Source organism: Chryseobacterium sp. 2P (assembly GCF_059579425.1).
This window is the reverse complement of record NZ_CM184194.1, coordinates 2,884,255-2,897,230: the sequence shown is the minus strand read 5'-3', so window position 1 is coordinate 2,897,230 and position 12,976 is coordinate 2,884,255. Positions and strand designations below refer to the sequence as shown.

10 protein-coding genes are annotated in these 12,976 nt (G+C 37.2%); all 10 read left to right on the top strand.

Annotation, left to right across the window (positions count from 1 at the left end; genetic code table 11):
• Positions 1 to 2: 2 nt before the first annotated feature.
• Positions 3 to 1,634, top strand: a complete 1,632-nt coding sequence (locus AC52CF_RS13190; protein ID WP_214589274.1) for a RagB/SusD family nutrient uptake outer membrane protein — start codon at positions 3 to 5, stop codon at positions 1,632 to 1,634.
• Positions 1,635 to 1,652: 18 nt separating this feature from the next.
• Positions 1,653 to 2,669, top strand: coding sequence for a SusE domain-containing protein (locus tag AC52CF_RS13185; RefSeq protein WP_214589275.1), 1,017 nt, complete (start codon positions 1,653 to 1,655; stop codon positions 2,667 to 2,669).
• Positions 2,670 to 2,746: 77 nt separating this feature from the next.
• A complete protein-coding gene (locus AC52CF_RS13180) occupies positions 2,747 to 4,906 on the top strand; it encodes a glycoside hydrolase family 97 protein (protein WP_214589276.1) in 2,160 nt (719 codons plus the stop codon).
• A gap of 58 nt (positions 4,907 to 4,964) precedes the next feature.
• Positions 4,965 to 5,444, top strand: coding sequence for a DoxX family protein (locus tag AC52CF_RS13175; protein ID WP_214589277.1), 480 nt, complete (start codon positions 4,965 to 4,967; stop codon positions 5,442 to 5,444).
• Entirely contained in the window at positions 5,441 to 5,797 is a 357-nt protein-coding gene (locus tag AC52CF_RS13170) for a hypothetical protein (RefSeq protein WP_214589278.1), read from the top strand. Before AC52CF_RS13175 ends, AC52CF_RS13170 begins: the two co-directional genes overlap by 4 nt.
• A 32-nt stretch (positions 5,798 to 5,829) precedes the next feature.
• Positions 5,830 to 7,683: a glycoside hydrolase family 13 protein gene (locus AC52CF_RS13165; RefSeq protein WP_496517246.1), complete on the top strand. Its 1,854-nt coding sequence runs from the start codon at positions 5,830 to 5,832 to the stop codon at positions 7,681 to 7,683.
• A 160-nt stretch (positions 7,684 to 7,843) separates the two neighbouring features.
• Positions 7,844 to 8,356 (top strand): nuclear transport factor 2 family protein, encoded by a 513-nt coding sequence (locus AC52CF_RS13160; RefSeq protein WP_496517245.1) that lies wholly within the window; start codon positions 7,844 to 7,846, stop codon positions 8,354 to 8,356.
• A complete protein-coding gene (locus AC52CF_RS13155) occupies positions 8,356 to 9,774 on the top strand; it encodes an MFS transporter (RefSeq protein ID WP_496517244.1) in 1,419 nt (472 codons plus the stop codon). Before AC52CF_RS13160 ends, AC52CF_RS13155 begins: the two co-directional genes overlap by 1 nt.
• 614 nt (positions 9,775 to 10,388) lie before the next feature.
• Complete coding sequence (locus AC52CF_RS13150) at positions 10,389 to 11,291, top strand: branched-chain amino acid transaminase (RefSeq protein WP_496517243.1); 903 nt, start codon at positions 10,389 to 10,391, stop codon at positions 11,289 to 11,291.
• Positions 11,284 to 12,969 carry a dihydroxy-acid dehydratase gene (ilvD, locus tag AC52CF_RS13145; RefSeq protein WP_496517242.1) on the top strand — a complete coding sequence of 562 codons (1,686 nt, stop codon included), beginning with the start codon at positions 11,284 to 11,286 and terminating at the stop codon, positions 12,967 to 12,969. Before AC52CF_RS13150 ends, ilvD begins: the two co-directional genes overlap by 8 nt.
• Positions 12,970 to 12,976: the final 7 nt, after the last annotated feature.

Here is a 12,976-nt window from a genome sequence, read left to right as displayed (position 1 = left end):
AAATGAAATTAAATATATTAAAATTAAGAAACTTAGCCATTGCCAGTGCATTTATTTTATCAATGACTTCTTGTCTCAATGATTTGGATGTTAAAGTAAATGATGATGAATTATATACTTCTGAGCAATTTTATGCGAATCCGGAGTCATATAAACAATTTTTAGCAAAAATTTATGCTGGTTTAGCGGTAACAGGACAAACTTCTCCTAACGGGAATTCAGATTTAGGAGCAGAAGCAGATGGAGGACCTAACGAGGGGTTTTCACAATACATCAGAGGATATTGGCAACTGCAGGAGCTAACGACTGATGAGGCAATTATTGCATGGGGAGAGTCTGATAATCCGGGGATTAGAGATCTGAACTTCAATACTTGGAATGCAGATAACAAATTTAACGAGGCTTTTTTTGCAAGAATATTTTTTCAAGTAGGTTTGGTAAATGAATTTTTAAGAGAAACGACAGATGAAAAGTTATCTTCTAGAGGTGTTTCAGCAGATTTAAAGGCCCAAATAAAAATTTTTCGTGCTGAGGCAAGATTCTTAAGAGCATTATCTTACTATCATGCAATAGATATTTATGGAAAAGTACCTTTTGCTACCGAAGACAATATCATTGGTTCTGGAGTGAAACCACCAATGCAATCAAGAGAGTATGTATTCAATTATATTATTGAAGAATTAAATAGTATAGATGCAGATTTAGTAGCTCCAAAAACAAACGAATATGGTAGAGCAGATAAAGCAGCTGCATGGATGTTAAAAGCCAAATTATATCAAAATGCTAAAGTTTATACAGGAGTTGATAAAAGTACTGAAGCTTTAACAGAAATTACAAAAGTTATTGGTTCACCTTATAAAATAGCAACTATACCTTATGCAAATTTATTCAAAGCGGATAATAATATTAACGGAGCACAGGATGAAGCTATTTTTCCTATTACTTTTGACGGAATTAAAACAAAAACTTATGGAGGCACAACATTTTTAATACACGCTAGCTGTAATAATGCAGTAGGAGCTACATTAGGAGTTGATGCCGGTTGGGCAGGTTTTAGAGCTAGGCAGGAATTTATTCAGTCTATTGGTACAGATGCTAGAGTTATGAAAGTACCTGGAAATACAGATCCTGCTTCGATTTCGGATTACTCTAAATTTGAAGAAGGAGTAAAATTAATTAAGTTTTCTAATAAAAAAGTAGGAGGTACGAATGGAAGTGACGGTACTTTTGCAGATGCGGATTTTGCTTTATTCAGAATGGGTGATGCATATTTAATGTACGCAGAACTAGCAATTGTTAACGGAAAAGGAAGCACCGCTACTGCTTTAAATTATATTAACGCCTTAAGAACAAGAGCCGGTGTTGCAAATATTACAATGTCTGATATTAATGCTCTTACTACTACAGATGCCAAAGAAGTATTTATTTTGAACGAGAGAGCTAAAGAATTATACTGGGAAGGCACAAGAAGGCAGGATTTAATAAGATTAAATCATTATGTTTCGGGCTACACTTGGCAATGGAAAGGAGGTATTCAAAATGGATCTTCGATAGCTTCTACTAAAACTCTATTTCCAATTCCTAATAAGTATTTGAATTTGAATTCCAACTTATCTCAAAATCCTGGGTACTAATTTTTAAAAGTTATAATAATGAAAAATATAATAAAATTTCTTTTCGCGACTATTGCTATTATGATGGTTTGGTCTTGCGAGAAAGATGAAGATCAGGCTGTTTTATCATTAAAATCTGAGCCTAATCTGAAGGCTAGTACAAATACTCTATCTTTAACTAGCGCAAATGCGAATAATAATGCGGTTACTTTCACAATAACCCCTGCAGAATATACTCCAGCAGTGGAAGTTACAAATGTGTTACAGTTCGCAGTAACTGGGACTAATTTTGCTTCGGTGAAAGAGGCAGGTTTAAGCAGTGGAGTATTATCCAAATCTTATACAGTAATAGAATTTAATGCTTTAATGTTAAATCTTGGATTGCCAACGGGTGTCGCTTCAAGTATAGATGTGAGATTAAAAACTACAGTGGGCAAAGGATCACCCGTATATTCACAGATACAAAAGATTTCAGTAACTCCTTATGCTCTTGTTTCTTATATGTACGCTCCTGGAGCTTATCAGGGATGGAATCCGCCAACAGCGCAAGCGTTGAAATCTGCAACGAGTAACGGAATCTATATTGGGTATATTAATTTCACATCACCAAACTCTGAATTTAAAATTACACCAATGAAAAACTGGGATCATAGTTATGGTACCAATAATAATGTAGATTTAATATATGATGGAGGTGGTAACCTGAAGGCAGCAAATGCGGGAAGTCAAAAATTAACTGTTAATACAAATACAAATAAATTTACTTTAAGTCCATATTCTTGGGCTGTTATTGGTTCTGCTACGCCAAATGGCTGGAACGACCCAGATACTGATTTGGTTTGGAATAGCACAACTGAAAAGTGGGAAGTTACTGTTGTTTTAACAGTCGGTGAAATTAAGTTTAGACTTAATAATGATTGGGGAACAAACTTTGGAGATGATGGAAATAACGGAACCTTAGACGCTGGTGGAGCCAACATTCCTATTAGCTTACCAGGAACGTATAAAATTACGTTTGATGAAGTGAATCTGGTTTATACCGCTGTGAAGTTATAATCTATTCTCTGACATTTATATAAAACTGTTGTGTTTTGGCAGCAGTTTTTTTATTTTTAAAGCTTATATAATCTAATATGAAGAAAATTACAACAGGAGCAATGATGCTCTCTATGATGTTTGCGGGTGTTAATGCACAATCTTTAAAATCGCCGGATGGAAAGTTCGAAATGGACTTTCAGTTGAAACAGGGCGTACCTTATTACAATCTTAAATATAACGGAAAAACGATCGTCGAAGATTCCAAATTGGGACTCAGATTATTTAAAGATACTTCAATAAAATTTGCCTCAGAAATTGCAAAACCGGAAGATGTAAAATTTGATCTTAATAACGGTTTTACTAAAATAGATGAAAAGCGTGACGCTAAAAACGAAACTTGGCAGCCGGTTTTAGGGGAAAAGAAAAATTATATCAATCATTACAATGAATTGGCGGTAACGCTTAACCAGACCTCAACAGACAGAAATATTGTGGTGAAATTCAGACTGTTTAATGATGGGTTAGGTTTCAGATATGAATTTCCGCAGCAGAAAAACCTTAATTACTTCGTCATCAGGGAGGAAGATTCTGAAATTGATTTTCCAACTGACATGAAAGCTTGGTGGATCGTTGCAGATTACGACTCTCAGGAATACCAATATCAGGAAACAAAACTTTCTGAAATCCCTGCAAGATGGCCGAAAGCTGCAGATGCAAACGCTTCACAAACTTTGATCAGAAACGCGGTTCAGTCTCCGGTAATGCTAAAGCAGGAAGGAAAAGAACCATTATACATCAACGTTGCGGAAGCTGCTGTTTTAGACTATCCTGCTTCTCATCTTGAAGTAGATGCTCAGAATTTCAAATTCAAAACACATCTTACAGCAGACAGACAGGGTGCAAAAGGATATATTCAGACTCCTTCCGTTACCCCTTGGAGAACAATTATTGTGGCTCCGAAAGCAGAAGAGGTGATGGATTCTAAAATGCTTTTCAATCTTAATGAACCTACAAAATATACCGATACTTCTTACATTCACCCGACAAAATATATGGGAGTATGGTGGGAGATGATCATTGGTAAATCTCAGTGGGCTTACGGACAGCCGGAATCTAATGTGCGTCTTGGAGTAACAGATTTCTCTAAACTTACGCCTAACGGAAAACACGGAGCCAACAATACAAAAGTGAAAGAATATATCGATTTCGCGGCAGAAAACGGTTTTCAGGGACTTTTGATTGAAGGCTGGAATGTTGGTTGGGAAGACTGGTTTGGCCACTCAAAAGAATTTGTTTTCGATTTCATCACTCCTTATCCTGATTTCGACATCAAAATGTTAAACGATTATGCGCATTCCAAAGGAATCAAATTAATCATGCACCATGAAACTTCAGGTTCAGCAACGAACTATGAAAGATGGGCGGATAAAGCATATCAGTTAATGAATAAATACGGTTATGATGCCGTGAAAACAGGGTACGTAGGAGATATGATCCCAAGAGGGGAACATCATTATTCTCAATGGACAATCAACCATTTCTACAGAATTGCTGAAAAAGCCAACGAATATAAAATTATGGTGAATTCCCATGAATCTGTCCGCCCTACAGGAGAAAGCAGAACGTATCCAAACTATATCTCTGCGGAAGCTGCTCGTGGAACAGAATATGAAGCTTTCGGAGGGAATAATCCTGATCATCAGACCATTCTTCCGTTTACAAGATGGATGGGAGGTTCGATGGATTACACGCCGGGAATTTTCCAGACAAAACTGGATTACTATTTCCCCGGAGACAAACGTTTTGTAAAAACAACTTTGGTAAAACAGTTAGCGCTTTATGTGGTAATGTATATGCCTCTTCAGATGGCGGCAGACTTACCGGAAAACTACAAAAAGCACATGGATGCCTTCCAGTTTATAAAAGATGTAGCAGCAGACTGGGACGATACGAAAATCTTATCGGCAGAGCCGGGAGATTACATCATTACGGCAAGAAAAGCAAAAGGAACTGAAAACTGGTTTGTGGGCGGAATTACCGATGAAAACAAACGTGATTACACTGTAGATTTTTCTTTCTTAGATAAAGGCAAAAAATATGAAGCTGTGATTTATGAAGATGGAAAAGATGCGGATTATATTAACAATCCTCAAAGCTATAACATCTACAAAAAAGAAATCACAAGCAAATCTAAGATCAATTTTAAAATGGTACGAAGCGGAGGTTTTGCTATCTCTATCAAGCCTGTAAAATAATTGTGAATTAACCAAAAACCTTACAGATTTTCTGTAGGGTTTTTTAATACATATTCCTATGATAAAAAGAATTTTTACCCCCATTCAGATGCCATTTTGGTGGCAGGATCTGCTTTTTGCCATTCCGCGAATAGTTTGCGGATATTTACTGACGAGCGACTTCGGTGCTGCAAAATTCGGCTTGCCTTGGTCTCCCGCAGACAATAATTTGAAATTTTTTGAAGTGGCTTTCTGGTTTCCGAATGATGTCGCAGAATATGGTGGTGTTTTTGCCATGTTTCCTGCATTTTTTGCTTGGATGGGAGCTTTTAGTGAAGCGGTAGGAGGAGTTTTTTTATTGTTAGGATTGTTTACAAGACCTTTTGCAGTACTTGTTTTCATTACCATGTTTGTCGCTGTATTTTTTCAGCAGATGAATCAGGGAGTATGGAATATGCTGCCTGCAATGGGAATTATGTGGGTGAGCTTATTTTATATCATTTTAGGCTCCGGAAGATTTGGTTTAGATTACATAATTGCTAAAAAATTGACCCGATGAAAAAGATAGTATTTCTTATAATCTCTTGTTTCTTGATGTTCAGCTGTGTTCAGAAAGCGTATAAGCAGACTGTAATTTATACAGTCGAAATTCCCGATTCTGAAGGGATTACGTCTGTAGGAATCAGAGGAAAAGACAAACCGTTGAATTGGGATCAGGATACTGAGCTTAAAAAAATCAATGATAAAGGGGTTTATCAGGTAAAAGTCACTTATCTTACAGGATATAAATTTACAGAGGTAAAATTTACCCGCAACGGAGAATATGAGCTTCAGAATATGCCCAACCGTAGAATTGAGTTTAATAATTCGGGAATTACACAGTACAAAGCAGTTTTTAATCAACATAAATAAATACTGAAATCATTCATATTACATTAAAAAATATGCGTCATAAACTTTTTTATATAACAACGCTTTGCGCATCGTCTTTATTTTTTTCGCAGATTCAGAAAGTAGAACCTGCATTCTGGTGGAAAGGAATGAAAAACCCCGAACTTCAGATTCTGGTATACGGAAAAGATATTGCTAAAAACGAAATAGAGCTTTCAGACGGAGTTCAGATCAAAGATATTCAGAAAGTTGAAAATCCGAACTATATTTTCGTAACCGTTAATACCAATGAAATTAACGTTCCGAAATTTAACATCAATGTAAAAAGCGGAAAGAAAAATTTAGGTTCTTACACGTATGAACTGAGGCAGAGAAATCCAAATTCAGCAGACAGAGAATCCTATTCTTCCAAAGACGTGATGTATCTCATCATGCCGGACCGTTTTGCCAACGGGGATGAAAAAAACGACTCCAGCCCCAATTTAACCGAAAAAGCAAACCGAAATCTTCCTAACGGCAGGCACGGAGGAGATCTGCGTGGAGTCATCAACAATTTAGATTATATTCAGAACCTTGGAGCAACAGCAGTCTGGCTCACTCCGGTTAATGAGGACAACGAAAAAGTATATTCTTACCACGGATATGCACAGACAGATTTATACAAAATCGATCAGCGTTACGGAACCAACGAAGAATATAAAGAACTTTCTCAGAAATTAAATCAAAGAAAAATGAAGCTCGTGATGGATTATGTAACCAATCATTGGGGAGTTTCGCACTGGATGATCAAAGATTTACCCACAAAAGACTGGATTCACTGGTTCAGCGATGGTGAAAATGGTTTTAAACGTTCTAACTATAAAACAACCACTCAGTTTGATACAAATGCTTCAGAGATAGATAAAAGGTTGGCTTTGGATGGATGGTTTGATACGACGATGCCCGACATTAATCAGAAAAATCCTTTGGTTCTAAAATATTTAACCCAGAATGCGATCTGGTGGATCGAATATGCCGAACTGGGAGGCCTTCGTGTAGATACTTATCCTTACAACGACAAGGAAGCAATGGCAAAATGGGCAAAAGCCATTACAGATGAATATCCGAACTTCAATATTGTAGGAGAAGCATGGCTGTATTCCAGTGCACATATCGCAGTATGGCAAAAAGATTCTAAAATTGCAGAATTAGCAGGCTATAATTCAAACCTTCCTTCTGTAATGGATTTCATGCTTTATTCTAACCTTCCGAAAGCATTAAAAGAAAAAGGCAGCTGGAATTCCGGAATGGTAAAAGTATACGATGTTTTTACAAGTGATTTTTTATATTCTAACATCAATAATATTCTTGTTTTTTTTGAAAATCACGATACCGAAAGATTCAACGAAGTTTTCAACGGAAATCCAGCAGATTATAAACTTGCCATGACCTTGATCTCGACAATTCGGGGAATTCCACAGTTGTATTACGGCTCTGAAATAGGAATGCGCGGCGACAAAAACAAAGGCGGCGATGCAGACATCAGGAGAGATTTTCCGGGCGGCTGGAAATCAGATAAAATCAATGCTTTCAATCCTTCGTCTCAGACTCCTGAACAAAAAGAATTTTACGATTTTACCCAGAAGTTGCTGAACTGGAGAAAAGGAAAAGGAGTTATTCATACAGGAAAAACCAAAAATTTCGTTCCACAGAACAATGTTTTTGTGTATTTTAGATACAACGAAAAAGAAAGCGTAATGGTCATTTTAAATAATAATGATGCGGAACAGACGATCGATGTGAAGCATTTCGCAGAATCCCTGAACGGTTTTTCAAAAGGGAAAGACATTATTTCCGGCAAAGAATTTTCGGTAAAGGACAATTTTAAAATCCCTGCAAAATCATCAATGGTTATTGAATTAAATTAAAACTAGGTTTCACAATTAAAATCTTTGTGATCTTACCTAAGTGAATAGTTTATGCTGAGCTTGTCGAAGTACCTTTGCGAACTTAAAGACAGTTAGTAGTTAAAAAGAAAACTTTGAGCTCTTTGCGTTAAAAAATAAAATTAAAGGTTTATAATTAAAAATGAAAAAAACAACAATATTCTTTACATTCATCCTATTTGTATTGAGTTTTACATCTATTTCTGCTCAGTCAAAATTTGATAAAGAAAAAACAGAAATAGGAACCATGCTCGACGGATTTAATGTTGCGGCAGCAAAAGCAGATTTTAACAATTACTTTAATTATTTTGCCGACGAATCTGTTTTTATCGGGACAGATGCTACAGAAGTATGGGACAAAAAAGCCTTTATGATTTGGGCAAAACCCTATTTCGATAAAAAGAAAACCTGGAATTTTACTTCCCTGAAAAGAAATATTTACTTCAGCAAAGATGGAAACCTGGCTTGGTTTGATGAACTCTTGGATACCCAGATGAAAATCTGCCGCGGCTCAGGAGTGGTGGAAAAAATCAACGGAGCATGGAAAGTAAAGCAATACGTACTTTCCGTAACGGTTCCCAATGAAGTGGTAGATAAAGTAGTGGCAGAAAAGACTCCAATAGAAGATGTATTAATTCAAAAACTGAAAAAATAATGGCAGAAATGATAGGAAAAGCAGATGCAGGAAAATTTGGAAAAGTAAAAAAGCCGAATTTATCCATGGCTCAGATCATCAATATGAGCATGGGATTTTTGGGAATCCAGATGGCTTTTGGTCTGCAAAACGGAAATGCCAGTAGAATTTTGGCCAATTTCGGAGCTGATGTTCATGAATTATCATGGTTCTGGCTCGTTGCGCCGATAACAGGATTAATCGTTCAGCCCATCATCGGTCATATGGGAGACAATACATGGAGTCCTTTAGGAAGAAGAAAACCTTACTTTTTAATCGGAGCCGTTTTATGCGCCATAGGTTTGGTAATGCTTCCCAATGCGGCTTCGGCAACACAGATGATGGCTGCAAATGTTTTACTGATGGCGGTCATTTTCCTTGCCATGATGGATGCTTCCATTAATGTGGCAATGGAACCCTTCCGTGCTTTGGTGGGAGATATGCTGCCTAAACATCAGGCGACGATTGGCTTTTCGGTTCAGACGATTTTGATAGGAATCGGAGCAGTTATTGGTTCAGATTTACCCAACTGGCTTACCAAAATGGGAATTTCTAATGAAGCTCCGAAAGGTTTTGTTGCAGATAATGTCATCTATTCTTTTTATATCGGAGCAGCCGTACTTATTTTATCAATTTTATATACAATTATTACTACCAAAGAATATTCCCCGGAAGAATTCGCTTCCTTTGAAGGCGGAAAGGAAATCGTAGAAGAAAAATCCAGAATGTCAGATATTTTCAGAGATTTTGCCAATGTTCCGTCCCAGATGAAAAAACTGGGCGTGGTTCAGTTCTTCTCGTGGTTTGCCTTATTTACGATGTGGGTTTTTACAACCAGTGCTTTGGCAACCCATCATTTCGGACTTTCTCCGGAAGATACCCATTCAGCAGAATTTAATAAAGCCGGAGATTTAACTGGAAGTCTTTTCGGAAGTTATAATTTCTACGCCATTTTCTTTGCGTTTGCATTAACACCGATTGCTAAATTTATCGGTAAAAAGCAAACTCACGCGCTGGCTTTGGCGAGCGGAGGTTTTGGACTGATTTCCATGTATTTTATTAAAGATATAAATTATCTGTGGATTTCCATGGTAGGATTAGGTTTTGCATGGGCAAGTATTCTGGCAATGCCTTACGCGATGCTTATAGATTCTATTCCGCAGAAAAAAATGGGCGTTTATATGGGGATTTTCAATTTTTTTATTGTAATTCCTCAAATCATTAACGGAGTTTTTGGAGGACCAATTGTTAGCAGAATTTTCGGGAAAATGGCAATAGATTATATTGTAGTGGGCGGAATCTGTATGGTTTTAGGAGCTGTTCTCACTCTTATTTTCGTTAAATCTGAACATGATACTCCAAAAGAAATTGAAAAAGAAATTCAGCAGGTACATTTCTGATAAAAAAGAAAAAAACTGCATTTGATTTTCTAAAATTACCCAAGTTCGGAATAAAGATTATAAAATATAAAAACAATAGCTTAACTCATTCACGTTAAATTAAGGATAGTCAAAATTTAAATACCTCTTATCCCGAATTCAGGTTAAAATATAACTCTAAATCTACCGGATCCGGTAGATTTTTTTATTTAATTATGGTAAAAAATCAGGAAAACTTTAAAAAATACAATCCCGATAGACAGTCTTTAGACAAATTTTAGACATCGTATTTTTATCTGACGTTAAAATTTGAAATTCAGTAGGTTATAGAATATTTTTCTTTTAATGAATATCGTAAAAAACACTGCTTTTTATAGATTTTTGATAATTTTTGGGAGGAATTTTTATGAAATAGTAATTGCGTATCAAAATTAGTTTATACATTTGTATCGTTAAATACAAGCAAATGAGTAACTCAATTATTATTCTTGTCATTTTTGTCATTATCGGATTTTCGGTGATGGGCAATGGCTTGTGATAATTTTTGAAATTGAAATACTACAGACCATTCTCATCACGAGAATGGTTTTTTTGTTTAAAGACAACACCAAAAATTAAAATTAAAACAATATAGAATGTATTACAATGACGACAGTGTTCTCTTCTTTGATGGAGAATATGTGAAAGCAAAAGAAGCAAAGACCGATTTGTACGGTCAATCATTACACTACGGATATGCGGTTTTTGAAGGTATTAAATCCTACAGAACAGCTAATGGAACCAAAATTTTTAAAGCAGAAGAACATTACGACAGACTGAGAAAATCAGCAGAAGCGATGCATATGCCTTTCCATTATTCTACTGAGGAAATGATAGAGACTACTTATAAATTGCTGGAAATTAATAATTTGAGTAACGCTTACATCCGTCCTTTAGTTATCTGCTCTCCCAATATGTCCCTTTCAAAAGGACAGAAAAGCTACCTTGTCATTGAAGTATGGAACTGGGATAATGGCTATCTGGCGAACAAACTGAGAATTATGACCTCTTCCTTTCAGCGTCCTAATCCGAAAGCTTTTAAAATAGAGGCTAAAGTAAGCGGACATTACGTAAATTCTATTCTGGCAAGTCAGGAAGCGAAAGACAAAGGATTTGATGAAGCACTTGTTCTGGACGAAAATGGAAATGTAGCAGAAAGCTCCGGTGCAAATGTATTCTATGAAAAAGACGGAAAACTATATACTCCTCAAAAAGGAAACATCTTGCCCGGTATTACCAGAGCTACAGTTTTTGAAATATGTAATCAGTTAGGGATTTCGTACGAAGAAAAATTATTTACACCGCAGGAAATGCAGGGGGCAGATGCCGCATTTTTCTGTGGAACAGCGGCAGAAATTGTCGCTGTGGAATCTTTGAATGATATTCCTTTCAGAATGAATTGGGAAGACAGTTTATCAGCTAAAATTCAGCAGGCTTACCGTCATTTGGTCGTAGAAGAAAATTATTCATACCTGAAATCAAACCTGCAAAATGTGTAATACAGAACTGAACAAATATTCCAAAACGCTTACAAAAGACCCGACGCAGCCTGCAACTCAGGCAATGTTTTACGGTATTGGTTTTCAGAAAGAAGACTTCGATAAAGCCCAGATCGGAATTGCAAGTATGGGATACGATGGCAACACCTGCAATATGCATCTCAACAGCCTTGCTGAAATCGTGAAAAAAGGAGTGAAAGAAAAGGATTTGGTGGGTTTAATGTTTCATACTATAGGAATAAGCGACGGGATGACCAACGGTACAGACGGAATGCGCTATTCCCTTGTAAGCCGGGATATTATTGCAGACTCCATAGAAACTGTATGCGCAGGGCAATATTACGACGGGCTCATCACCGTTCCCGGGTGTGACAAAAATATGCCCGGTTCCCTCATCGCCATGGCAAGACTCAACCGGCCTTCCATAATGGTATATGGAGGAAGTATTGCTCCCGGACATTATAAAGGTCAGGATCTGAACATTGTTTCAGCTTTTGAAGCGCTGGGAAATAAAATTGCCGGAAAAATTTCAGAAGAAGACTTTCAGGGAGTCATTCAAAACTCCTGTCCGAGTGCAGGAGCCTGTGGCGGAATGTACACCGCAAATACCATGGCTTCTGCTATTGAAGCTCTGGGAATGAGTCTTCCGTATTCTTCTTCCTATCCGGCGCTCAGTCGCGAGAAAAAAGAAGAATGCCAATTTGCGGGACATTACATCAGAATTCTTTTGGAAAAAGACATCAAACCTTCCGATATCATGACCCCAAAATCCTTTGAAAATGCTTTGAGACTGATTATGATTTTAGGCGGAAGTACCAATGCTGTACTGCATTTTATTGCCATTGCAAAATCAATAGGATACAATTTAACTTTGGATGATTTTCAGCGGATCAGCGATGAAACACCGTTTCTGGCAGACCTCAAACCCAGCGGAAAATATTTGATGGAGGACCTTCATAAAGTAGGAGGAGTTCCGGCGGTGATGAAATACCTGTTGGATCTGGGACTTCTTCACGGCGACTGCCTTACAGTAACAGGCAAAACCATTGCAGAAAATCTCGAACATGTAACTTCCATTATTGAGAGAGAGCAGGATATTATTCACGATATAACAAATCCCATCAAAGAAACAGGACATATCAGAATATTATATGGAAATCTTGCCGAAAAAGGATCAGTAGCTAAAATTACGGGTAAAGAAGGAAACTATTTCAGGGGAACAGCCATTGTATTTGATGGCGAAAAAGAATTCATCAAAGGAATTGAAGACAAAAAAATCAAAGAAGGAAACGTTGTCGTTATCAAAAACGAAGGTCCGAAAGGCGCTCCCGGAATGCCCGAAATGCTGAAGCCAACTTCCGCTTTAATGGGTTCCGGTTTAGGTAAAAATGTAGCACTGATCACAGACGGAAGATTTTCCGGAGGAACACACGGTTTTGTTGTAGGACACATCACACCGGAAGCATTTGAAGGAGGACTGATCGGTCTTATACAGGACGGAGACCTCATCGAGCTCGATGCAGAAAAAAATACCATCAATGCATTGCTGTCGGATGAAGAAATTGCAAAAAGAAAAGCCGGTTTTCATCAGCCTGAATACAAAGTGAAAAGCGGAGTTCTTTATAAATATGCCAAATCTGTGGCAGATGCATCGCAGGGCTGCGTAACAGACCTGTAATCACAAT

Coding starts and splice junctions, on each gene's coding strand:
- AC52CF_RS13150 (WP_496517243.1), top strand. CDS start 10,389: ATGTATTACAATGACGACAGTGTTCTCTTCTTTGATGGAGAATATGTG.
- AC52CF_RS13190 (WP_214589274.1), top strand. CDS start 3: ATGAAATTAAATATATTAAAATTAAGAAACTTAGCCATTGCCAGTGCA.
- AC52CF_RS13160 (WP_496517245.1), top strand. CDS start 7,844: ATGAAAAAAACAACAATATTCTTTACATTCATCCTATTTGTATTGAGT.
- AC52CF_RS13180 (WP_214589276.1), top strand. CDS start 2,747: ATGAAGAAAATTACAACAGGAGCAATGATGCTCTCTATGATGTTTGCG.
- AC52CF_RS13165 (WP_496517246.1), top strand. CDS start 5,830: ATGCGTCATAAACTTTTTTATATAACAACGCTTTGCGCATCGTCTTTA.
- AC52CF_RS13175 (WP_214589277.1), top strand. CDS start 4,965: ATGATAAAAAGAATTTTTACCCCCATTCAGATGCCATTTTGGTGGCAG.
- AC52CF_RS13185 (WP_214589275.1), top strand. CDS start 1,653: ATGAAAAATATAATAAAATTTCTTTTCGCGACTATTGCTATTATGATG.
- AC52CF_RS13155 (WP_496517244.1), top strand. CDS start 8,356: ATGGCAGAAATGATAGGAAAAGCAGATGCAGGAAAATTTGGAAAAGTA.
- ilvD (WP_496517242.1), top strand. CDS start 11,284: ATGTGTAATACAGAACTGAACAAATATTCCAAAACGCTTACAAAAGAC.
- AC52CF_RS13170 (WP_214589278.1), top strand. CDS start 5,441: ATGAAAAAGATAGTATTTCTTATAATCTCTTGTTTCTTGATGTTCAGC.